The organism is Candidatus Collinsella stercoripullorum (assembly GCF_027669965.1).
GTDB classification, from domain to species: domain Bacteria; phylum Actinomycetota; class Coriobacteriia; order Coriobacteriales; family Coriobacteriaceae; genus Collinsella; species Collinsella stercoripullorum.
Genome location: NZ_JAQECM010000025.1, coordinates 4,919 through 27,833 on the forward strand (window position 1 = coordinate 4,919; position 22,915 = coordinate 27,833).

The following is a 22,915-nucleotide window of genomic DNA, read 5'->3' on the forward strand; positions in this document are numbered from 1 at the left end:
GGCGAACCCCCAGGTCCCCAGTGCGCGCCCCGGCGCCCTGCCGGCCTCCGACGCCATGCGCGCGATGCCGAAGTCGATCAGATGCGCGCCGTCCGCCGCCAGGATGATGTTGGCGGGGGCGATATCCCGATGCACGATGCCGTGCCCATGGAGGTCCGCGACCGCCTGGGCGACCTCCGCCGCCGTCCGCGCCGCGTCGGGGGCCTCCATGCGCCCGCCCGCCTCGACGACCTGCTCGAGCGTGCTGCCCGGCAGGTACCCGTACACGGCGACGAAGGCGTCGGGGAGCTCGTAGGTGGCGACCACCTGGGGCAGCCGCGGGCTCGAGCAGTCCGCCAGGCGCGCCCACACCGCACGGTCCGCCAGCTCGAGGGGGATCTTCTTGCGTACGAAGGGGCCGGCGCCATCGAGGGTCACGAGCTCCGTGAGCCCTCCCGCGCCCCGGGCGAGGACGCGCTCGACGCGATAGGCGTCGTCGATCCCCATCGCATGCATGGCCTGCTCATCGCTCAAGCCGGACGCTCCCCTCCTGCGCATCGCGTCGGACCTCCTCCCCGTCGTGTAACGGACGCGTGGGAAATTATCACCAGTCACCATTTTCCCAATTTCCCGGACACGTGGGAAATTATCACCTGTCACTTTTTTCCCGCCTGTCGATCGGTATGGTGACAGATCGCGGTCGGGAGGGCGCGGCCCCTACAGCGGACCGGTCCCGAACAGGGTCCGCTCGCCCAGGCGCCACAGCGTGTCGTCGCACTCCTCGCGCGTGCGGCCGCGGTCCAGGCACCAGATGACGATGGCGTCGCGGCGGTCCTTCGCCCACAGCTCCGACACGCCCGCAAGCCGCAGCAGGCGCTGGGCCTCGATCAGGCTGCAGGAGAGCCCGAAGGCGAGCATGATGGCATGGTCGCGGCCGGGCCTGCTCTTGCCGGCGAAGATATCGTAGGCGAAGGTGGCGTTGAGGCCGGAGCGCCTGATGACGTCGGCCCGCTTGAACCCCCGGGCGTCGAGCAGCCCGCGGAGGTACTCCGGGAGCGTGCGGTCGATCGTGTCGCCGACGCGCAGGTACTCCTCGGGCGTCGCCGAGGCGCGCAGCCGCTCCAGCAGGTCCTCCGTCAGCTTCTCCTCAGCCATCCCGCACCCTTCCCTCCGTCCGATGACGCCATCCCATGGTACCGCAGGCGACGCGGATGCGGCGACCGTCACCTCGCGGCGGGCCGCACCGGCCCCGAAACGAAAAAAGGGAGCGCCCCCGAGGGGACGCTCCCAGAGCTGTTGGCGTGAACGCCGGATGCGGTTTAGAACTCGGCGCCGCACTTCTTGCAGACGCGCAGCTTGTTCTTGCCGTCCTTCTTGTGGCCGACGCGGGTGGCCTGACCGCACTTGGGGCAGATGAGCATCACGTTGGAGGCGTCGATCGCGGCCTCCTGCGAGACGATGCCGCCCTGCTGGTTCTGGGCGGTGGGCTTCATGGCCTTCTTGACGACGGCCACGCCCTCGACGACGACCTTGCCCTCGGCGGGAAGCGCGCGCAGAACGGTGCCGGTCTTGCCGCGATCCTTGCCGGAGAGGACCTTGACGTTATCGCCCTTCTTGATGGACATAGACATAACGGTCTCCCCTAACTACAGGGTCTCGGGTGCAAGCGAGACGATCTTCATGTACTTCTTGTCACGAAGCTCGCGGGCGACGGGCCCGAAGATACGGGTGCCGACGGGCGAACCATCGTTGTTGATGACGACGGCGGCGTTGTCGTCGAAGCGGATGTAGGAGCCGTCCTTGCGGCGGACCTCCTTGACCGTGCGGACGACGACGCACTTGACGACGTCCTTCTTCTTGACGTTGGCGCCCGGGGTGGCCTCGATGACGGAGGCGACGATCACGTCGCCGATGCCGGCGTAACGACGCTTGGAGCCACCGAGCACCTTGATGCAGCGAACCTTGCGTGCACCGGAGTTGTCAGCAACCGTGAGCACGGTTTGCATTTGAATCATGGCAGTTCCTCCGAACTAGGAAACGATGAGAGGTGCGCCGCCGCATATGGGGCGAACGGGCGCCCCGCGATGCGGCGCACGTCATCGGGTGAAGCGAACGGTCTGGTTACTTGGCGCGCTCGATGATCTCGACGAGACGCCAGCGCTTCATCTTGGACAGAGGACGGGTCTCCATGACGCGGACGGTATCGCCCACGCCGGCGGTGCACTCCTCGTCGTGCGCGTGAAGCTTCTTGGTGGTGGTCATCATCTTGCCGTACTTGGGGTGACGCTTGCGCTCCGTGGTCTGGACAACGATGGTCTTGTTGCCCGAGATGGAGACGACGACACCCGTGCGGACCTTGCGCGCGTTACGCTCAGTCGTTTCAGACATGCTTTACTCCTGAATCTACTCGGCGGCAGCGGTCTTCTCCGCTGCGATCTGACGGGCGCGCTGCTCCGTGAGGACGCGGGCGATGTCCTTCTTCACGGTCTTGACGCGAGCGGTGTTATCCAGCTGGCTGGTGGCCATCTGGAAGCGAAGGTTGAAGAGCTCGGCGCGCATCTCCTTCAGCTTGTCGGCAAGCTGAGCGTCGGTGAGCTCACGGATCTCTGCGGGCTTCATTTACTTATCCTCCTCGGCAGCGGCGGTGGCGCTGGTACCCTCGGCGTCGTTGCGGATCAAGATCTTGGTCTTGATGGGGAGCTTGTGCTGCGCCAGGCGAAGGGCCTCGCGAGCGATCTCCTCGGAGACGCCGGAGATCTCGAACATGACGCGACCGGGCTTGACGACGGCCACCCACTCCTCCGGGTTGCCCTTACCGGAGCCCATGCGGGTCTCCGCGGGCTTCTTGGTGATGGGCTTGTCGGGGAAGATGGTGATGAACACGCGGCCACCGCGCTTCATGTAGCGGGTCATGGCGACACGGGCGGCCTCGATCTGGCGGTTGGTGATCCAATGGGCCTCGAGAGCCTGCAGGCCGTACTCGCCGAAATGCAGCTGGGTGTGGCCCTTGGCGCGGCCCTTCATGGAGCCACGCTGCACCTTACGGTGGAGAACACGCTTAGGGGCAAGCACTACTGACCCCTCCTCTCGGAATTACGACGGCGAGGACGGCTCGGGCCCTCGAGAGCCGGGTTGGGGACCGGCTGGCCGGGGAGCTTCTCGCCCAGATAGATCCAGACCTTCACGCCGCAGGCGCCCATGGTGGTGTGGGCGACGGCGGTGCCGTAGTCGATCTTGGCGCGCAGGGTGTGCAGGGGCACGCGACCCTCGCGGTACCACTCGCGACGGCCCATCTCGGCGCCGCCGAGACGACCGGAGCACTGGATACGGATGCCCTTGGCGCCGGACTTGCGGGCGGTCTGGACGGCCTTGCGCATGGCGCGGCGGAAGGCGACGCGGCCCTCGAGCTGCTCGGCGATAGACTGGGCCACCAGGGTGGCGTCGAGCTCGGGACGCTTGATCTCGATGACGTCGACGGAGAGGTGGCCGCGGTCGACGCCGACGACCTTCTCGAGGTCGTGGCGCAGGCTGTCGATCTCGGAGCCCTTCTTGCCGATGACGATGCCCGGGCGGGCGGTGAAGATGATGATCTTCACCTTGTCGCCGGCGCGCTCGATCTCGACGCGGGAGACGGCGGCGCGGGACAGGCGCTTCTTCAGGAACTTGCGGATCTCAAGATCGTTGCCGAGGGTCTCGGCGTAGTTCTTGTCGGCGAACCAACGGGAACGCCAGTTCTCGGTGATGCCGAGACGGAAGCCGGTGGGGTAGACTTTCTGACCCATGCGCGCTTACGCCTCCTTTCCAGGAGCGACAACAATGGTGATGTGGCTGGTGCGCTTGAGGATGCGCGAAGCGGAGCCCTTGGCGCGGGGACGGATGCGCTTGAGCGTCGGGCCCTCGTCGACGTAGGCGTACTTCACGACCAGGTCGGCGGCACGCATACCGTTGTTGTTCTCGGCGTTGGCCACGGCCGACTTGAGGACCTTCTCGACGTCCACGGCAACGGCGCGGTTGCAGAAGTGGAGGATGTCGAAGGCCTGGGCCACGGACTTGTTGCGGATCAGGTCGATCACCAGGCGAGCCTTGCCGGGGGACACGCGAACGTACTTGGCCGTCGCGCGGACCTCGCGGGTCGCGGTGTCGGTGGACTTAGTTGCCATTTACGGTAAACCCCCTATTTGGCCTTGTGACCACGGAACGTACGGGTCGGCGCGAACTCGCCGAGCTTGTGACCGACCATGGACTCGGTGACGTACACGGGAACGTGCTTGCGACCGTCGTGGACGGCGATGGTGTGGCCGACCATCTCGGGGAAGATGGTGGACGCGCGCGACCAGGTCTTCACGACGTCCTTCTTGCCGGCCTCGTTCATCGCGACGATACGCGAAAGAAGGCGAGCTTCCACGAACGGGCCCTTTTTGAGACTTCTGCTCATAGGTGCTAACTCCTAAAAACTCGGTATCGACTACTTCTTGCGACGACGGATGATGAGGGCGTTGGAGACCTTCTTCTTGTTGCGCGTGCGGTAACCCTTGGTGGGCTTGCCCCACGGCGTGACGGAAGGACGGCCGGAGGTGTGGTTCTTGCCCTCGCCGCCGCCGTGCGGGTGGTCGACCGGGTTCATGACCGTACCGCGGACGGTGGGACGGACGTTCATCTTGCGCTTGCGGCCGGCCTTGCCGATGACGATGTTGGAGTGCTCGGCGTTGCCGACCTCGCCGACGGTGGCGCGGCAGGTGAGCAGGATGCGGCGCATCTCGGAGGACGGCATGCGCACGATGGCGTACTTGCCCTCCTTACCCATGAGCTGGCAGGCGGTGCCGGCCGAGCGGGCGATCGCGGCGCCCTTGCCCGGCATGAACTCGATGGCGTGGATCAGGGTGCCGACGGGGATCTCGGACAGCGGCATGGCGTTGCCCGGCTTGATGTCGGCGCCGGCGCCGGAGACGATCATGTCGCCGACCTTCAGGCCCTTCGGCGCGAGGATGTAGCGCTTCTCGCCGTCCACGTAGTGGAGCAGGGCGATGCGCGCGGAGCGGTTGGGGTCGTACTCGATCGTGGCGACCTTGGCGGGCACGCCGTCCTTGTTGCGCTTGAAGTCGATGACGCGGTAGCGACGCTTGACGCCGCCGCCCTGATGGCGGACGGTGATGCGGCCCGCGTGGTTGCGGCCGGCCTTCTTGGGAAGCGGCTCGAGGAGCGACTTCTCGGGCTTGGTCGCGGTGATCTCGGAGAAGTCCGAGATCGTCTGCCAACGCCTGCCGGCGCTGGTCGGTTTAAGGTGCTTTACAGCCATTACCTATCCCTTTCGAATCTATCCGCTCGCCACCGCAAGCTGGGATGCGGGTGCGGTGACACCGGATGTACCACGGTACCGGGCGGCTCCATCAAATGGGCCCGGTACACCTGCGCCCGGCCTTCCGGCCGGACCGTGAGCGAGCCGAGACCTTAGGCCTGGTTGCCGAAGATCTCGATGGACTGGCCCTCGGCCACCGTGACGACGGCCTTCTTCCAGGAGCGGGTCTTGCCGGCGACGTAGCGCACGCGCTTGGTCTTGGGCTTGACCATGAGGGTGTTGACGCGGGTGACCTTCACACCGAAGATCTCCTCGACAGCATCCTTGATCTGGTACTTGTTGGCGTCCTTGTGGACCTCGAACGTGTACTTGTTCTGCTCCATCTGGGCGTAGGAGCGCTCGGACACGATCGGACGGATGATGATCTCGTGAGCGGTCATTTATGCGAGCACCTCCCCGAAGTGGGTCGCGATGTCGGCGGTCATCAGCAGGGCGCCGTTGTTGACGAGGTCGTAGGTGTTGGCCTCGGACGGCGTGATGATGAACGTCTTGGGGATGTTACGGAACGACAGGTAGGCGTTGATGTCGTCCTCGCGCACGATGATCGTGAGGCGCTTGCCCTCGAGGCCCAGGGCCTTGAGCATGGCGACGGCGGCCTTGGTGGACGGCTTCTCGAAACCGTAGTCGTCGACGAGGAAGAGCTCGTTGTCGCGCACCTTCGCGGAGAGCGCGGAGCGCATGGCGAGCTTGACCTCCTTGTTGTTCATACGCTTGGCGTAGGAACGGGGCTTGGGCCCGAAGATGACGCCGCCGTGGCGCCACTGGCCGGCGCGGGTGGAACCCTGGCGGGCGTGAGCGGTGCCCTTCTGGCGCCACGGCTTCTTGCCGCCGCCGGAGACCTCGGAACGGCCCTTGGTGGACTGGGTGCCCTGACGCCAAGAGGCCATCTGGCAGGTGACGATGTGATGCATGACGTGGATGTTCGGCTCGATGCCGTACACCTCGGGCGCGAGCTCGACCTCGGCGGCCGCCTTGCCCTCGCTGTTCTTTACTTCAAACTTAGACATGTAAGTGTTCTCCTTGGTATGACGCTGGACCAACTGGGTGGGGGCCCTTAGGCCATACGGATGGCGACCAGAGCGTTCTTGCCACCAGGGACGGCGCCCTTGATGAGCATGAGGTTCTGCTCGGCATCGATGCGGACAACGGTGAGGTTCTTCACGGTCACGCGCTCATCGCCCATGTGACCGGCCATCTTGACGCCCTTGAGGACGCGGGCGGGGTAGGCGCACTGGCCGATGGAGCCCGGATGACGCTTGAAGTGGGAGCCGTGGGTCATGGGACCGCGGCGCTGACCCCAGCGCTTGATGCGACCCTGGAAGCCCTTGCCCTTGGAGGTGCCGATGACATCGACCTTGGCGACGTCGGCGAAATCGGCGACGGTGACGACCTCGCCGACCTTGTGCTCCTCGCCGTTCTCGACGCGGACCTCGCGCAGGTAGCGGACGGGCTCGACGCCGGCCTTGGCGAAGTGACCGGCCATGGGCTTGTTGACGTTCTTGGCCTTGATGTCGCCGAAGCCGATCTGGACGGCATCGTAGCCGTCGGTGGCCTGGGTTTTAACCTGCGAGACCGCGCAGGGGCCAGCCTGGATGACCGTGACGGGGACGACGTTGTCGTTCTCGTCCCACACCTGGGTCATACCGATCTTGCGGCCGAGAATCATGCTGATCATTCAATGATCCTAACTCTCGGTGGTCTTGGGACTCTGCATCCGCCCCTTGCGGATGCCCCTAGAGGACCACTACTGACATGCGTGCCCGAAGCTTTGCATCCGACCCGGCTCCTCGCGCGCACGGCAACCCGTTCGCGTGCATGCTCTGAGCAGGCAGAATCCTCCCCTATCGAGGCACAGCTCGTTCAGTATACACGCGCACGGGCGTGTCCATATTTTCTTCGCAATGAATTGCCTGCTCAGACGGCGCAGCGCGCCGGTCCGGGGCGGTGCCGGGCGGTTCGGCGGCGGCGCCGTTTCCTCACGGCTCCTGGTTCGCGATCTCGAGGTTGGAGAACACCCCGGTCCGCTCATCGAAATCGAACACGAGGATGCAGCAGTTGCCGAGGGGGACATCCTGAGGGCAGGCCGCGGCATGCGCCCATGCGAGCTTGAACTGCAGGGTGAAGGACCCGTGGCTGACGGCGAGAACCGCCTGCGCGCGTGCGCCGCGCATGATGTCGGTGAGGGTGGAGACGGCGCGGGCGCGCAGCGCGCGGCTGCCCTCTCCCCCGAACGGGACGAGCGCCTCCCCCGGATCCCAGAGCTCGGCGGGGACCTCGCTGGCGGGACCGCCCTCGAAGGGCCCGTAGCTGCGCTCCTGAAGTCCCTCGACCGCCGCGATGCCGCACGGGGCGGCGAGGCCGGCGGCGCGCAGGTCGTCACGCAGGACCTCCGCCGTCCGGAACGCGCGCCCGAGCGGCGAGGAGAAGATGGCGCCGGGGGCGATACTGTGCTCCGTGAACCAGCGCGCCGCGCGATGGGCCTGCTCCAGCCCCCGCTCGGTCAAGGGCGAATCGCACCGCCCCTGCACCCGATGCTGCAGATTGAACTCCGTCTGCCCGTGCCGTACCAGATAGAGCCTCGCCATGGCGCCCTCCCCGTGAGCCGGATCGCCGGATCCAGCCCACCGATCGATTGCGGGCACCCCCTGTCGCGATGGCGATCGGACAGGGGATATCCCGCATCCCGCACTTCCGTCCCCTCTCCGAAGGGACCGTAAACGCAGGGTCGCCCCCGCGGCGCACACCCGAACGCCTCGCAGACCGACGGCCTGCGGGCGTTCGCGGAGAGAACCGCGGGGGCGACCCGATGGGAGCTGAAGGGTCCCTGCGCTTACAGCTTGATCTCGATGTCGACGCCGGCAGGGAGGTCGAGGCGCATCAGCGAATCGACGGTGCCGCTGGTCGGGTCGAGGATGTCGATAAGGCGCTTGTGGGTGCGCATCTCAAACTGCTCGCGGGAGTCCTTGTCCTTGTGCGGCGAGCGGATGACCGTGTAGAGGTTGCGCTCGGTGGGCAGGGGGATGGGGCCGGACACGCGGGCGCCCGTCTTCTGGGCAGTGTCCACGATGAGCTTCGCGGACTGGTCAACGACCTCGTGGTCGTAGCCCTTGAGGCGAATCCTGATCTTCTGGCTAGACAACGTTACCTCCAAATGAGTTGCGAGGCCTTCCTCGCAATAGAACCTAGTACGTGCGAGGGGGCCTTAGGCGTTGCCGCCGGCCTTGGAAATGACCTCGTCGGTGATGGACTTGGGCGCCGGCTCGTAGGAGTCGAACTGCATCGTGTAGGATGCGCGGCCCTGGGTCTGCGAACGAAGGTCGGTCGCGTAGCCGAACATCTCGCCCAGCGGCACCTTGGCGCGGATGACCTTGGAGCCGGAGCGGTCGTCCATGCCCTCGATCTTGCCGCGGCGGCCGGAGAGGTTGCCCATGACGTCGCCCATGTACTGCTCGGGGGTCTCGACCTCGACGGCCATGACCGGCTCGAGCAGGATCGGGTCGGACTTCTTGAGGGCGTCCTTGATCGCCATGGAGCCGGCGATCTTGAAGGCGGCCTCGGAGGAGTCGACCTCGTGGTAGGAGCCGTCGAACAGGGTCACCTTGACGTCGACCACCGGGTAGCCGGCGATGACGCCGGTCTCCAGGGCCTCCTGGATGCCCTTGTCGATGGAGGGGATGTACTCCTTCGGCACGACGCCGCCGACGATGGCGTTGACGAACTCGTAGCCGAAGCCCTCCTCCATCTTCTCCAGCTTGATGACGGCGTGGCCGTACTGGCCGCGGCCGCCGGACTGGCGGACGAACTTGCCCTCAGCCTTCTCGACGTCGTGACCCGGGGCCTCACGGTAGGCGACCTGGGGCTTACCGACGTTGGCCTCGACCTTGAACTCGCGGAGCAGGCGGTCGACGATGATCTCGAGGTGCAGCTCGCCCATGCCGGCGATGATGGTCTGGCCGGTCTCGTGGTCGGTGCGGACGGTGAAGGTCGGGTCCTCCTCGGCGAGCTTGGCGAGCGCGAGGCTCATCTTGTCCTGCTCGGCCTTGGTCTTGGGCTCCACGGCGACGTCGATGACGGGGTCGGGGAACTCCATGGACTCGAGGATGATCTCGTGGCCCTCGGAGCACAGGGTGTCGCCGGTGGTGGTGTTCTTGAGACCCACGGCGGCGAGGATGTCGCCGGTGCTGGCGCCGTCGACGTCGATACGGTCGTTCGCGTTCATCTCGAGGATGCGGCCGAAGCGCTCGCGCTGGCCGTTGGTGGCGTTGACCACGTAGGAGCCGGAGTCGACGTGACCGGAGTACACGCGGAAGAAGGTCAGCTTACCGACGAAGGGGTCGGTCGCGATCTTGAAGGCGAGCGCGGAGAACGGCTCGTCGTCGGAGGGCTTGCGGGAGTCGGCCTCGCCGGTCTTGGGATCGGTGCCCTCGACGGCCTCGACGTCGAGCGGGCTCGGGAGGTAGTCGACGACGGCGTCGAGCAGCTCCTGGACTCCCTTGTTCTTGTAGGCGGAGCCCACGAGGACGGGGTTGAGCTCGTTGGCCAGCACGCCCTTGCGGATGGCGGCCTTGAGCATGTCGACGGGGACCTCCTCGTCCTCGAGGACCATCATCATGAGCTCGTCATCGTACTCGGCGGCGGCGTCGAGCAGCTCGGCGCGCTTCTCGGCGGCGATGTCGGCGAACTCGGCCGGGATCTCGGCCATGGGCTCGGGGTAGGTCATGCCCTTGTCATCGGCCTTGAAGTCCCACGCGGTCATGGTGACGAGGTCGATGACGCCCCAGAACTGGTCCTCGGCGCCCATGGGGACCTGAATGGCCACGGCGTTGGCGTTCAGGCGCTCCTTCATGGTGTCGATGGCATGCCAGAAGTCGGCGCCCACGCGGTCGTACTTGTTGATGAAGGCGATGCGCGGGACGTTGAAGTTGCGGGCCTGGCGCCACACGGTCTCGGACTGCGGCTGGACGCCGGCGACGGCGTCGAACACCGCGACGGCACCGTCGAGGACGCGCAGGGAGCGCTCGACCTCGGCCGTGAAGTCCACGTGGCCCGGGGTGTCGATGATCTGGATGCGGTAGGCGGGACCCTCGCCGGCCTTGCCGCCCTTGTGCCAGAAGCACGTGGTGGCGGCGGAGGTGATGGTCACGCCGCGCTCCTGCTCCTGGACCATCCAGTCCATGGTGGCAGCGCCCTCGTGGACCTCGCCGATCTTGTGGGTCTTGCCGGTGTAGTACAGGATGCGCTCGGTCGTGGTGGTCTTGCCGGCATCGATGTGGGCCATGATGCCGATGTTGCGGGTATCAGCAAGATTGTATTTCTTCTTAGCCACTTCGATTCCTCCCTGAGGTTACCAGCGGTAGTGCGAGAAGGCGCGGTTGGCCTCGGCCATCTTGAAGACGTCCTCGCGACGCTTGACGGAGGCGCCCACGCCGTTGGAGGCGTCGAGGATCTCGTTGGCGAGGCGCTCGGCCATGGTCTTCTCCTTGCGGGCGCGGGAGAAGTTGACGATCCAGCGGATGGCGAGCTGGGTGGCGCGACGGGAGTTGACCTCCATCGGGACCTGGTAGGTGGCGCCGCCGACGCGCTTGGGCTTGACCTCGAGCGTGGGGCGGACGTTGTCCATGGCCTTCTTGAAGACGGCCAGGGCGTCCTGCTCGGACTTGGCGGCGACCATGTCGAACGCGCTGTAGACGATGCGCTCGGCGGTGGCCTTCTTGCCGTCCAGCAGGATCTTGTTGATGAGCTGCGTCACGAGGCGGTTGTTGTACACGGAATCCGGCTGGACCTCGCGATGCAGGTTCTTGGATGCACGACGCGGCATTATGAATCTCCTCTGATATACGTTCGCGGACGCGGTCGGGGCGCCTCATGCGCCGCCGCGCGGCCCGCGCGGAACGGTTCGTTGCTCGTGGGCTCGCTTACTTCTTGGGACGCTTGGCGCCGTAGCGGGAGCGGGCCTTCATGCGGTTGTTGACCGGAGCGCAGTCGTAGGCGCCGCGGATGATCTTGTAGCGGACACCGGGCAGGTCGCGCACGCGGCCGCCGCGGACGAGCACGATGGAGTGCTCCTGGAGATTGTGGCCCTCACCGGGGATGTAAGCGGTGACCTCGATGCCGTTGACCAGGCGCACACGGGCGACCTTGCGCAGAGCCGAGTTCGGCTTCTTGGGGGAGGTGGTGAACACGCGGGTGCACACGCCGCGCTTCTGCGAGTTGTGCTGCAGGGCGGCGTTCTTGGACTTGGCCGGCTTGGACTGGCGGCCCTGGCGGACTAGCTGGTTGATAGTAGGCAAAGCGTACTCCTTCTCGTAAGATTCCAGCTTTATACGAAGTGCAACGGCTTGAATCGAGGCGTCAGCATCCACCTTCGAAACACGCAGTTCGATAGGGTACGCGCGCGCTCCTGCGGTGTCAACAGACCACGCGTCCGGGCGTATCCTGTTTTTCGCCTATCCCCGTCAAATCTTCACATTCGCCCCGCCGCATGCGCTCCGGGAGGCTCGGACGGGGTTCCCGCACGTGGGCGGTGTGATCCGGTGCGGACCCGCCCCGCGTCCGTCGTGCGGGCGCTCTATTTACCGACCCCCTACTTCCCGGGGCCGACGCGCCGTGGACCGCGCGCACGGGCGTTCCTATAATAGACAGGTCGCTTGTACCACGAACGCCGGGCCGCGCGCAGGGCGCGCCCGTGCAAGGAGGTTATGCCATGAGGGTCATCATACCCGTCGAGAACGAGCTCGGTCTCGCCGCCCCGCGCTCCGGCCACTTCGGCCATGCGGCCTACTTCACCGTCGCCACGATCGACAACGGCGAGGTCACCTCGGTCGAGACCATCAAGAACGTCGACCACGACCAGGCGGGCTGCGCCGGCGTGATCGATTTCGCGCTCTCCCAGAACGTCGACGCCATCATCGCGACCGGCATGGGCATGCCGCCCTTCACCCGCTTCACCGCCGCGGGCGTGACCGTCTACGCGGAGCGCGAGACCCCGCTCGCCGGCGACGTGCTCGCGAAGTTCGTCGCGGGCGAGGTCTCCCCTATGGACCCCGAGGCCGCCTGCCGCCACTAGGCGCGGACACGCCCCAGAGAACCCCCGAGCAGCCGCACCCTGATGCGGCTGCTTTTTTATGCCCGGCCCTCTCCCCATCCCGTCCGCCGCCCCGAGGCACATACGGCTGAGCGCCACACCAAAACCCCGGGAACGACCGCACCTGCCCCCGCAGCCATGGAATCGCCTCCGTTCGAGCCGGTACGCCGTTCCGGGGGCAGGGGGCATCGTTCCGGGGGCGGGCGATATCGTTCCGGGGGCAGGCCTACACCATTCGAACGGGACGCGCCGACCCTGCGCACCGGATCCTCGGCAAAATCATCTGCATCCACGCCGTCGGACTCGGGTGCATCCGATTGCTCGATGCTATCTACCTATGCTGTAAGAGTTAGCCGGGAGATCTGTCGGGCGGCGCGCCGTTTTCTCGAATCGACCGCCCGATCCCGTCGGGCGCAATGCATCATCGAGATATGGATACTTTGATCATCTCCCATGCAACCGCCCGCCTCTTCTACCGCGCTGGCCCCACGGCCCATATGTTCCCGCACGCCCCGCGACATGGCGCGACCCTCCCCGACCACGCCCCAACGTATGCGTCGATCTCCAGAGCGCAGCGTGCGCTCGTGGCCCACGGCATGGACCCGGCCTCGGTCTTCCCCCTCGACGTTCTCGTTCTATCCCAAGCAAGTAAGAGACGGCTTTCCCGGATCCGTTGCTATCGATGGGACAAGCCGCTTCCCCCAAGGTCGCTCTTCGACCTCGGGGAGGGCATCTATGTCGTCGGGCCGGAGCTCTGCGCGCTCCAAGCCGCATCGACGATGGAAGAGCTCGAGCTCATCGAGTACCTTTTCGAGCTCTGCGCCCGATATACCCCGACCGCCGACGGGAAGGATTACATCCCCCTGGTCCGTCCGCTGACCACCGGAAAAACGATAGAGAGCCTTTTGCGAGCTTTGCCTCGCACAGTCGGCAAGGCCCGGGCGCTCGATGCCCTGAGGTTCGCGCGCGACCGCTCGCGCAGTCCCATGGAGACCGCGCTCACCATGACGCTCACCTGCCCCGTACGGCTCGGTGGACTGGGGCTGCGTGATGTGAAGATGGACCATCGCGTTGCCGTCACCGGCGACGCCCGCTCGCTCACCCGTCGCAGCTCGCTCTACTTCGACACGTTCGTCGAGCGCGGCAACCAGAACATCGAGTACCAGAGCGAGTACCATCTCCAGCCGCAGCAGGCCGCCACAGACAACGAGCGTCGCCATGCGCTCCGTGCCATGGGATACACCATGGTCGAGGTCTCCAAGCAGCAGTTCTTCGATGAGATGGCATTCCGTCGCGTCCTCATGGCCATATTGCTCAACGCGGGCATCCCCGCAAGCCGCTATCCCGACGGCTTCTGGGAAAAGCAGGACGGTCTCCGGAGGTTCGTACTACGTCGCTGGCTGGATGAAGTGCCGGCCCAAGACGGACCGAAGCCCTCGCCGGAAGATGGGTCCTCCGACGCGACGGCCGGCACGTCCCCTGGCGGGGCCGCCGGCACGACCCCCGAAACGGCGGCGGGAGCGGTTTCCAGTGCGGTTTCGAAAACATGCACGGCGACCGGGCGGTAAACACCCCCGTGTAGGTCGAAACGCATAGGGCGAAGCACACTGGCCGAAGTCGCAACACCGCCTCGAAGCGGATTGATTGAAGCCGAACGCCGCCTGTCAGCGCCTGCGACACGGTCGAGACGACTTCGAACGAACCTCATTCCCCCTGCGAAGGCAGGCTCGGGCAGCATCAACCATCTCGTAAGTGCGCTTCCGAAACCCCGGGAACGCACCACCCTACCCCCGGAACGCCCCAAACGGCGGAATCTCGGTAAAGCCGGTGTTCCGGGGGCATAGGAATCCCCTCCCGGGGCAAGAGACCCCTTCCGGGGGCATGGGGCACCCCTCCCGAAACGGGACATGGCCTTCCCGGGACTGGGAGCATCTCTGCTGGGGCGGGGCGCGACCTTCCCGGGGCAGGACGTGCTTCCGGCCAAGCCCCGGCAGGCAGCTCGTCTGTCGGAACAGATGGCGCTTCCGGCCAAGCCCCGGCAGGCCCTGCGCCCCGCGGGCCCGCCCGAAACAGCGGGCGGCCCGCCTCCCCCACGGGAGACGGGCCGCCGTCATGTGCGCCGGAGCGCCGCCGGGGACGGGGGGACCTAGTCCTCCTGCTCCTCCGGGTGCTGGGTGTCGCTGTCCACGAGCTGGTTCAGCAGCTCGTCGAGGGACGCCATGTCCTCGTTGATGATGCCGGACCCGGCGTCCTTCTTCGAGGTGTCGGCCGGGGCGCCGAGCATCTCCTCATCGGAGTCGAAGTGGTGGCGCGGGGCGCTCGTGCCGAGCAGGATGTCGTCCGGGCCGTCCGGGCTGAACACCATCTGCAGCAGCTGGGAGAGGTCCTCCTCGTCCGCCACGTCGTCGTTGTTGTCGAGGATGTACAGGAGGTTGTGGGCCTCCAGGCCGTCGCGCAGCTCCTCGATCGCCTTGGCGCCGATGCCGTCGATGCGCAGCAGGTCCTCCTCGGACTTGCCCACGAGGTCGCCGACCGTCTCGATGCCGACCTCGCTGAACTTGTTGGTCCAGCGCTGCGACACGCCGAGGTCGTCGAACAGGTACAGGCGCGCGTCCTCGGCGGAGATGGTGCGGCCGTTGCGGGTGAAGGAGCCGTCGCCGCCGCCGAACTCGTCGTAGCCGGTCCAGTCGAGCTGCTGCGGGAGCTGCTCGTCGAGCTCCTTGAGCTGCTCGGGAGCCCAATCGGGGAGGCTCTTGGCGGCAGGCGAGGTCGGCCCGTCGATGTTCACGTAGCCGTCGGCGGTGCGGTAGGTGAGCGCCGCGTTGGCGTAGGGCTTGAGGCCGGTGCCCGCGGGGATCTTCTTGCCGACGATGACGTTGGACTTGAGGTCCAGCAGGTGGTCCACCTTGCCCTCGATGGCGGCCTCGGTGAGGACGCCCGCGGTGCGGATGAACGACGCGGAGGACAGCCAGGAGTCGATGGACGAGGCGGCCTTCAGGGTGCCCAGGATGACGGGCTCGGCCGCCGGCGCGGTGCCGCCGAGGCGGGCGACGCGCTCGACCTCGTCGGCGAACTCGTAGCGGTCGACGTACTGGCCGAGCAGGTACTTGGAGTCGCCGGGGTTGGTGATCTGGACGCGGCGCAGCATCTGGCGTGCGATGACCTCGATGTGCTTGTCGTTCAGGTCGACGCCCTGGGAGGTGTAGACCTCCTTCACCGACTGCACGAAGGTGTGCATGGTGGACTCGATGTCGGTGAGCTTGCGCAGGTTGCGGAAGTTCACGAAGCCCTTGGTGATCTGGTCGCCGGCGCGCACCTCGCAGCCGTCCTCGATGCCGGGCATGAAGCGCACGGACGCCGGGACGCGGCGCTCGTCGAGCACGCGGCTCGGGTCGTCGGCGTCGGTGATGGTGAGCACGTACTCGGACTTCTCGGGCTTGACCGAGAGGGTGCCGGAGTACGGGGCGAGGTCGGCCTCGCGGCCGAGGATCTTCTCGTTGACGTTGCCGACGACGTCGAACATGCGGCCGACCGTGGGCAGGCCCTGGGTGATGTCGTCGACGCCCGCGACGCCGCCGGAGTGGATCGTACGCATCGTCAGCTGCGTACCGGGCTCGCCGATGGACTGCGCGGCGATGATGCCCACCGCGGTGCCGATGGCGACCGGGCGGCGGGTCGAGAGGTCCCAGCCGTAGCACTTCTGGCACACGCCGTACTTGGAGCGGCAGGTGAGCAGCGCGCGCAGCTTGACCTTGGTGAGGCCCGCGTCGATCATGCGGCGGATGTCGTCGGTGCTCTCGATGTAGCCGTCGGCCTCGAACAGCACGGTGCCGTCGGGGGCCACGACGTCCTCGATGAAGCAGCGGCCCACGAGGTCGGCGTTGATGTCGTCGGTGCCCGGGATGATGAGGTTGTAGGTGATGCCCTCGGTCGTGCCGCAGTCCTCCTCGCGGACGATGACGTCCTGCGCCACGTCGACCAGACGGCGGGTCAGGTACCCGGAGTCGGAGGTGTGCGACGCGGTGTCGACGAGGCCCTTGCGGGCTCCGTACGTGGAGATGAAGTACTCGAGCGGCAGCAGGCCCTCGCGGAAGTTCGCCTTGATGGGGAGGTCGATCGTCTCGCCGGACATGTCGGCCATGAGGCCGCGCATGCCGCCGAGCTGGCGCAGCTGGGCCTTGGAGCCACGGGCGCCGGAGTCGGCCATCATGAAGATCGGGTTCTCCTCATCGAACTTGTCGAGCATCTTGGCCGCGACCTCGTCGGTCGCCGCGGTCCACTCGTTGACGACCTCGATGTGGCGCTCCTGCTCGTTGATGAAGCCGTCGAGGTAGTACTCGTTGATCTGGTCGACGCGGCGCTGCGCCTCGTCGAGGATCTGCGGCTTGTCCTCAGGGATGAGGGCGTCCCACAGCGAGATGGTGAGGCCGGCGCGGGTCGCGAAGTGGAAGCCCGCGTACTTGATGGCGTCCAGGATCGGGCCCACCTCGGCCTGCGGGTAGCGGTCGCAGCACTCGGCCACGAGCTTGGAGACGTCGCCCTTGACCATCTTGTAGTTGATGAACTCGTAGTCCGCCGGCAGGCACTGGCGGTTGAAGATGATGCGGCCGATCGTCGTCTCGAAGCGCGCGGTCTTGGAGCCGGTGACGTCGTAGTCGACGACGTCGGGGCGGCCGTTCTTCACGCGGAAGAGGCGCTGGCCGTCCTCGGTCACCACGTTGGCCTCGGCGGCGCTCACGCGGACCTGGATCTTGGCCTGCAGGTCGACCTCGGTGCGCGCGTCGTAGGCGTTCAGCGCGTCATCGAAGCTCGCGAACACGTGGCCCTCGCCCGGCAGCCCCTCGCGGGCCTGGGTGAGGTAGTACACGCCGATGATCATGTCCTGCGACGGCACGTTGACGGGCTTGCCCGACGCCGGGGAGCGCAGGTTGTTGGCGGACAGCATGAGCACGCGGGCCTCGGCCTGGGCCTGCTGGGACAGCGGCACGTGCACCGACATCTGGTCGCCGTCGAAGTCCGCGTTGAACGGGGCGCAGACGAGCGGATGCAGGTGGATGGCCTTGCCCTCGACGAGGACCGGCTCGAAGGCCTGGATGGACAGGCGGTGCAGGGTCGGGGCGCGGTTGAGCAGCACGAGGCGGCCGTCGATGACCTCCTCGAGGATGTCCCACACGAAGCTCGCGCCGCGGTCGATGGCGCGCTTGGCGCCCTTGATGTTCTCGACCTTGCCGAGCTCGACCAGGCGCTTCATGACGAAGGGCTTGAACAGCTCGAGCGCCATGGTCTTGGGCAGGCCGCACTGGTGCAGCTTCAGCTGCGGGTCGGTGACGATGACCGAGCGGCCGGAGTAGTCGACGCGCTTGCCCAGCAGGTTCTGGCGGAAGCGGCCCTGCTTGCCCTTCAGGGCCTCGGCGAGCGACTTCAGCGGGCGGCCGCCGCGGCCGGACACCGGGCGCCCGCGGCGACCGTTGTCGAACAGGGCGTCCACGGCCTCCTGCAGCATGCGCTTCTCGTTGTTCACGATGATCGCGGGCGCGTCGAGGTCGAGCAGGCGCTTCAGGCGGTTGTTGCGGTTGATGACGCGACGGTACAGGTCGTTCATGTCGGACGCCGCGAAGCGGCCGCCGTCGAGCTGCACCATGGGGCGCAGGTCGGGCGGGATCACGGGGATGACGTCCAGGATCATGTTGGCCGGGTCGTTGCCGCCCTTCAGGAAGGCGTCGACGACCTCGAGGCGCTTGACGGCCTTCTCGCGCTTCTGCTTCTGCCCGTCGGGGTCGGCGATGATCGCCTTCAGGGTCTCGGCCTCGCGCGGCAGGTCGATGGCGGAGAGCAGGTCGCGGATGGCCTCCGCGCCCATGTCGCCCTCGAAGTACATCGAGTAGTAGCGCTTCATCTCGCGGAACAGCGGCTCATCGGAGATGAGGTCGCGCTCGGAGAGCTGCATGAAGGCCTGGAAGGCGTCGGAGCGGAGCTGCTTCTCGTCCTTCGTCTCCTCCTCGATGTCCACGATGCCGGCGGCGATCTCCTCGGGGGTCAGCGGCTCCTCGTCGGAGAACTCGTCGAAGTTCTCCGGGTTGCCCTGCTCCTTCAGGCTCTCGATCTGGCGCGCGCACTCGGCGTCGATCTCCTCGAGGTCGGCGGCGAGCTCCTCGCGCAGGTCCTCGGCGTCGGCCTCGCGGGCCTCGTAGTCCACGTGCGTGATGATGTAGCTGGCGAAGTACAGCACCTTCTCCAAGTCCTTGGACTTGATGTCCAGAAGGCGGCTCATCGGGAAGCTCGTGGGGCTCTTGAAGTACCAGATGTGGCTGACCGGGGCGGCCAGCTCGATGTGGCCCATGCGCTCGCGGCGCACCTTGGCCGAGGTGACCTCGACGCCGCAGCGCTCGCACACGATGCCCTTGAAGCGGATGCCCTTGTACTTGCCGCAGGAGCACTCCCAGTCCTTGGCGGGACCGAAGATCTTCTCGCAGAACAGGCCGTCCTTCTCGGGCTTGAGGGTACGGTAGTTGATGGTCTCGGGCTTCTTGACCTCGCCGTGGGACCACGAGCGGATCTGGTCGGCGGAGGCGAGCGAGATCTTTACCGCGTCAAAATCAGTAGCTTCGAAATCTGCCACAGTCAACTACTCCTTATCGTTGGTGGAGGCGGCGAATGCATCGAGGAGGGCGTCGACGGCGTCGACCGAGGTGTCGACCTCGTCGAGCGAGGGGAGCTCGTCGAGCGCGTCGGCGGGGGCGTCCTGCGCGGCCTCGGTCGCGACGGGCGCGGGGTCGGCCTCGCGCAGCGGCTCGATGTCGAGCGCGAGCGAGCGGATCTCCTTGACGAGGACCTTGAAGGACTCGGGGATGCCGGCCATGGGGACGTTCTCGCCCTTGACGATGGACTCGTAGGTCTTGACGCGGCCCACGGTGTCGTCGGACTTGACGGTCAGGATCTCCTGCAGCACGTTGGCGGCGCCGTACGCGTACAGGGCCCAGACCTCCATCTCGCCGAAGCGCTGGCCGCCGAACTGGGCCTTGCCGCCCAGCGGCTGCTGGGTCACGAGGCTGTAGGGGCCCGTCGAGCGCGCGTGGATCTTGTCGTCCACCATGTGGCCGAGCTTCAGGATGTAGGACACGCCCACGGTGATCGGCTCGCGGAACTGCTCGCCGGAGCGGCCGTCGTAGAGCACGGTCTTGCCGAAGGAGTCGAGCTGCGTCACGAACTCGGGGCGCATGTGCTCGCCGTAGCGCTCGCGCGCCAGGTTGATCATGTTCTTGTTGGCGCGACGGATGACCTCGGCGATCTCGTCCTCCTTGGCGCCGTCGAACACCGGCGTCGCCGTGAAGAACGGGCCGGGCACGTAGCGGTCGGAGTCGGCGGAGTCCGGGTCCCAGCCGCAGGCGGCGGCCCAGCCGAGGTGGCACTCGAGCAGCTGGCCGACGTTCATACGGGAGGGGACGCCCAGCGGGTTCAGGATGACGTCGACCGGGGTGCCGTCGGCCATGTAGGGCATGTCCTCGACGGGCAGGACCTCGCAGATGACGCCCTTGTTGCCGTGGCGGCCGGCGATCTTGTCGCCCTGCTGGATCTTGCGGCGCTGCGCCACGTAGACGCGCACCTGCTCGTTGACGCCCGGGGCCAGGTCGTCGCCAGCGTCGCGGCTGAAGCGCACGACGTCGATGACGCGGCCGTAGGAGCCGTGGGGCATCTTGAGCGAGGTGTCGCGCACGTCGTGGGCCTTCGCGCCGAAGATGGCGCGCAGCAGGCGCTCCTCGGCGGTCAGCGCGCTCTCGCCCTTCGGGGTGACCTTGCCGACCAGGATGTCGCCGGGGCCGACCTCGGCGCCGATGCGGATGATGCCGTCCTCGTCGAGGTTCGCGAGCATGTCCTCGGACAGGTTCGGGATCTCGCGGGTGATCTCCTCGGGGCCGAGCTTGGTGTCGCGGGCGTCGATCTCGTGACGGGAGATGTTGATGGAGGTCAGCAGGTCCTCGGAGACCAGGCGCTCGGAGACGACGATGCCGTCCTCGTAGTTGAAGCCCTCCCACGGCATGTAGGCCACGGTCAGGTTCTGGCCGAGCGCGAGCTCGCCGTGGTCGGTGGAGGGGCCGTCGGCCAGCGGCTGGCCCTCGACGACCTCGTCGCCCACGCGCACGAGCGGGCGGTGGTTGATGCAGGTCGACTGGTTGGAGCGCTGGTACTTGGGCAGGTGGTACTCCTCCATGCCCTCGGAGGTCTTCACCGTGATCTTGGAGGCGTCGGCGAACACGACCTCGCCGGCGTGGCGGGCCAGGGTGACCTCGCCGGAGTCCATGGCGGCGCGGCGCTCCATGCCGGTGCCGACGTAGGGCGCGATGGGGTGCAGCAGCGGCACGGCCTGGCGCTGCATGTTGGCGCCCATGAGCGTACGTTTGGCGTCGTCGTGCTCGAGGAACGGGATGAGCGTCGCCGCGACGGACAGCATCTGGCGCGGGGACACGTCCATGTAGTCGACCTCGTCCACCGGCACGTCGGCGGGGGCGCCGAAGGAGCCGTCGAAGTCGCGGGTGCGCGCGACGATGGTGTGGGGGCGGCTCAGGTTGCCCTCGGCGTCGACGGCGACGAACTCGCGGGTCGACGGGTCGACCGGGGTGTTGGCCGGCGCGATGATGTGGCTCTCTTCCTCGTCGGCGGTCATCCAGTCGATCTGGTCGGTGACCTTGCCGTTCTCAACGCGACGGTACGGGGCCTCGATGAAGCCGTAGTCGTTCACGCGCGCATAGAGGGCGAGACGGCCGATCAGGCCGATGTTGGGGCCTTCGGGGGTCTCGATCGGGCACATGCGGGAGTAGTGCGAGTTGTGGACGTCGCGGACGGCCGTCGGCACGTTGGTGCGGCGGCTGGAGCCGGACTTGTGGCCCGCCAGGCCGCCGGGGCCGAGCGCGGAGAGGGTGCGCTTGTGCGAGAGGCCCGTCAGCGGGTTGGACTGGTCCATGAACTGCGAGAGCTGCGAGGAGCCGAAGAACTCCTTGATGGCCGCCACGATCGGACGGATGTTGATGAGGCTCTGCGGGGTGATCTCGTCGATGTCCTGGGAGCTCATGCGCTCGCGCACGACGCGCTCCATGCGGCTCATGCCGATGCGGAACTGGTTGGCGACGAGCTCGCCCACGGTGCGGATGCGGCGGTTGCCGAAGTGGTCGATGTCGTCGGTCTTGAAGCCGGGCTCGCCGGCGGCCAGGGCCAGCAGGTAGCGCAGGGTAGCGACGATGTCCTCGTCGGTGAGGATGGTCACGGCCTCCTCGGTGGTCAGGCCGAGCTTCTTGTTGACCTTGTAGCGGCCCACGCGCGCCAGGTCGTAGCGCTGGGGGTTGAACAGCAGGCCCTCGAGCAGGCTGCGGGAGGCGTCGACGGTGGGCGGCTCGCCCGGGCGCAGGCGGCGGTAGATCTCGATGAGGGCGTCCTCGCGGGTGAGGGCGGTGTCGCGCTCGATGGTGCGCTTCACGACGTCGGAGTCGCCGAGCAGCGAGTAGATGTCGTCGTTGGTGACGGCGATGCCGAGGGCGCGCAGGAACATCGTGGCGGACTGCTTGCGCTTGCGGTCGATGGAGACGACGAGCTGGTCGCGCTTATCGACCTCGAACTCGAGCCAGGCGCCGCGGGCCGGGATGACCTGCGCCTTGTAGACCTGCTTGCCGCCGTCCATCTCGGAGGAGTAGTACACGCCGGGCGAGCGGACGAGCTGGCTGACGACGATGCGCTCGGTGCCGTTGATGATGAAGGTGCCCTGCTCGGTCATCATGGGGAAGTCGCCCATGAACACGAGCTGCTCCTTGATCTCGCCGGTCTCCGTGTTGGTGAGGCGGACGTCGGTCAGCAGCGGGGCCTGGTAGGTCATGTCCTTCTCGCGGCACTCCTCGACGCTGTGCGCCGGGTCGCCGAACTGGTGCTCGCCGAACGTCACCTCCAGAACGTGGTTCTGGCTCTGGATGGGGCTGGCCTCGCGGAAGGCCTCGCGCAGGCCCTCGTCCATGAAGCGGGTGAAGGACTGCTTCTGCACGGAGATGAGGTTGGGCAGCTCCATCGACTCGGGGATCTTCCCGAAGTTGACGCGGGTGCGCTCTGTTGCCGTGACGGCCTGTGTAGACTTCTGCACCAGGTGTTTCCTCCTTCGCGGGAAAAACGGTTGGTCGGCTCGCCCGGGGCGCGGACGCCCGAGCGTGCCAGTTATCGCAACCTATTAGTTTAGCAGGCGCTTTCCGTTCGGCAAGAAAAGTCTTGACGGCGTGCTCATTTTGGAGTAGCAAAAAAGTTGCCACAGGAACCCGCAGGTCGCGCATGGTGTTACGAACATATGTTCATGGGTTTTCCGTGGATGGACCCTTCGCTCTTGCCATGGGGGCATCCGAACGGGCGCGCAGTTCCGGGCGGCAGGCGGCCCGCGCGCATCGGGGCGGGGTCGCGGCGGATGCCCTGCATGCGCCGCGCCGCAGCGGCAGAAGGCCCGTGACGGCCGCCCCCCCCGGCCCGCG

Annotated in this window: 23 protein-coding genes; 2 read left to right on the forward strand and 21 right to left on the reverse strand. The window is 66.8% G+C overall.

Annotated elements, in window-relative coordinates; translation table 11 throughout:
* The 19 genes from PHA29_RS06365 to rpsL form a co-directional block, all read right to left on the reverse strand.
* Window positions 1-513: protein kinase domain-containing protein (locus PHA29_RS06365; RefSeq protein ID WP_270848717.1), on the reverse strand; the 513-nt coding region annotated here is incomplete at its 3' end.
* A 183-nt stretch (window positions 514-696) separates the two neighbouring features.
* Complete coding sequence (locus PHA29_RS06370) at window positions 697-1,134, reverse strand: XRE family transcriptional regulator (RefSeq protein ID WP_270848719.1); 438 nt, start codon at window positions 1,132-1,134, stop codon at window positions 697-699.
* Between the two features lie 164 nt (window positions 1,135-1,298).
* Window positions 1,299-1,610 carry a 50S ribosomal protein L24 gene (gene rplX / locus PHA29_RS06375; protein ID WP_270405212.1) on the reverse strand — a complete coding sequence of 104 codons (312 nt, stop codon included), beginning with the start codon at window positions 1,608-1,610 and terminating at the stop codon, window positions 1,299-1,301.
* Window positions 1,611-1,625: 15 nt separating this feature from the next.
* Complete coding sequence (rplN, locus tag PHA29_RS06380; RefSeq protein WP_270405213.1) at window positions 1,626-1,994, reverse strand: 50S ribosomal protein L14; 369 nt, start codon at window positions 1,992-1,994, stop codon at window positions 1,626-1,628.
* 106 nt (window positions 1,995-2,100) lie between these two features.
* On the reverse strand, window positions 2,101-2,367 hold the full coding sequence (gene rpsQ, locus PHA29_RS06385; protein ID WP_270405214.1) for a 30S ribosomal protein S17: 267 nt from the start codon (window positions 2,365-2,367) through the stop codon (window positions 2,101-2,103).
* Between the two features lie 15 nt (window positions 2,368-2,382).
* The gene (rpmC, locus tag PHA29_RS06390; protein WP_066829327.1) at window positions 2,383-2,598 is read right to left on the reverse strand and encodes a 50S ribosomal protein L29; all 216 of its coding nucleotides are present in this window, start codon (window positions 2,596-2,598) and stop codon (window positions 2,383-2,385) included.
* On the reverse strand, window positions 2,599-3,051 hold the full coding sequence (gene rplP / locus PHA29_RS06395) for a 50S ribosomal protein L16 (RefSeq protein WP_270405215.1): 453 nt from the start codon (window positions 3,049-3,051) through the stop codon (window positions 2,599-2,601).
* The gene (gene rpsC, locus PHA29_RS06400; protein ID WP_270405216.1) at window positions 3,051-3,761 is read right to left on the reverse strand and encodes a 30S ribosomal protein S3; all 711 of its coding nucleotides are present in this window, start codon (window positions 3,759-3,761) and stop codon (window positions 3,051-3,053) included. The genes rplP and rpsC overlap by 1 nt, the downstream gene beginning before the upstream one ends.
* 6 nt (window positions 3,762-3,767) lie before the next feature.
* Window positions 3,768-4,139 carry a 50S ribosomal protein L22 gene (gene rplV, locus PHA29_RS06405; RefSeq protein ID WP_270405217.1) on the reverse strand — a complete coding sequence of 124 codons (372 nt, stop codon included), beginning with the start codon at window positions 4,137-4,139 and terminating at the stop codon, window positions 3,768-3,770.
* A 14-nt stretch (window positions 4,140-4,153) separates the two neighbouring features.
* Window positions 4,154-4,414 (reverse strand): 30S ribosomal protein S19, encoded by a 261-nt coding sequence (rpsS, locus tag PHA29_RS06410; RefSeq protein ID WP_022349932.1) that lies wholly within the window; start codon window positions 4,412-4,414, stop codon window positions 4,154-4,156.
* A 30-nt stretch (window positions 4,415-4,444) separates the two neighbouring features.
* A complete protein-coding gene (gene rplB / locus PHA29_RS06415) occupies window positions 4,445-5,275 on the reverse strand; it encodes a 50S ribosomal protein L2 (protein WP_270405218.1) in 831 nt (276 codons plus the stop codon).
* Window positions 5,276-5,427: 152 nt separating this feature from the next.
* Window positions 5,428-5,715 (reverse strand): 50S ribosomal protein L23, encoded by a 288-nt coding sequence (gene rplW, locus PHA29_RS06420; protein WP_270405219.1) that lies wholly within the window; start codon window positions 5,713-5,715, stop codon window positions 5,428-5,430.
* Window positions 5,716-6,342 (reverse strand): 50S ribosomal protein L4, encoded by a 627-nt coding sequence (rplD, locus tag PHA29_RS06425; RefSeq protein ID WP_270848723.1) that lies wholly within the window; start codon window positions 6,340-6,342, stop codon window positions 5,716-5,718.
* 47 nt (window positions 6,343-6,389) lie between these two features.
* Entirely contained in the window at window positions 6,390-7,010 is a 621-nt protein-coding gene (rplC, locus tag PHA29_RS06430) for a 50S ribosomal protein L3 (protein WP_270405221.1), read from the reverse strand.
* 301 nt (window positions 7,011-7,311) lie between these two features.
* A complete protein-coding gene (locus PHA29_RS06435) occupies window positions 7,312-7,920 on the reverse strand; it encodes a histidine phosphatase family protein (protein WP_270848725.1) in 609 nt (202 codons plus the stop codon).
* Between the two features lie 245 nt (window positions 7,921-8,165).
* Complete coding sequence (rpsJ, locus tag PHA29_RS06440; protein WP_066829356.1) at window positions 8,166-8,474, reverse strand: 30S ribosomal protein S10; 309 nt, start codon at window positions 8,472-8,474, stop codon at window positions 8,166-8,168.
* 63 nt (window positions 8,475-8,537) lie between these two features.
* Window positions 8,538-10,661, reverse strand: a complete 2,124-nt coding sequence (gene fusA / locus PHA29_RS06445; RefSeq protein ID WP_270574320.1) for an elongation factor G — start codon at window positions 10,659-10,661, stop codon at window positions 8,538-8,540.
* Between the two features lie 18 nt (window positions 10,662-10,679).
* Window positions 10,680-11,153, reverse strand: coding sequence for a 30S ribosomal protein S7 (rpsG, locus tag PHA29_RS06450; protein ID WP_270405224.1), 474 nt, complete (start codon window positions 11,151-11,153; stop codon window positions 10,680-10,682).
* A gap of 97 nt (window positions 11,154-11,250) precedes the next feature.
* A complete protein-coding gene (gene rpsL / locus PHA29_RS06455) occupies window positions 11,251-11,625 on the reverse strand; it encodes a 30S ribosomal protein S12 (RefSeq protein ID WP_270405225.1) in 375 nt (124 codons plus the stop codon).
* A 413-nt stretch (window positions 11,626-12,038) separates the two neighbouring features.
* On the opposite strand from rpsL, the gene PHA29_RS06460 reads away from it, so the two are divergent.
* Both PHA29_RS06460 and PHA29_RS06465 read left to right on the forward strand, forming a co-directional pair.
* Complete coding sequence (locus PHA29_RS06460; RefSeq protein ID WP_270405226.1) at window positions 12,039-12,401, forward strand: NifB/NifX family molybdenum-iron cluster-binding protein; 363 nt, start codon at window positions 12,039-12,041, stop codon at window positions 12,399-12,401.
* Window positions 12,402-13,198: 797 nt separating this feature from the next.
* Window positions 13,199-13,987, forward strand: a complete 789-nt coding sequence (locus PHA29_RS06465; protein WP_270848727.1) for a hypothetical protein — start codon at window positions 13,199-13,201, stop codon at window positions 13,985-13,987.
* A gap of 578 nt (window positions 13,988-14,565) precedes the next feature.
* Here PHA29_RS06465 and PHA29_RS06470 read toward each other — a convergent pair.
* Both PHA29_RS06470 and rpoB read right to left on the reverse strand, forming a co-directional pair.
* Window positions 14,566-19,038: a DNA-directed RNA polymerase subunit beta' gene (locus PHA29_RS06470; RefSeq protein ID WP_270848729.1), complete on the reverse strand. Its 4,473-nt coding sequence runs from the start codon at window positions 19,036-19,038 to the stop codon at window positions 14,566-14,568.
* Between the two features lie 6 nt (window positions 19,039-19,044).
* On the reverse strand, window positions 19,045-22,539 hold the full coding sequence (gene rpoB / locus PHA29_RS06475) for a DNA-directed RNA polymerase subunit beta (RefSeq protein ID WP_270848731.1): 3,495 nt from the start codon (window positions 22,537-22,539) through the stop codon (window positions 19,045-19,047).
* Between the last annotated feature and the right edge of the window lie 376 nt (window positions 22,540-22,915).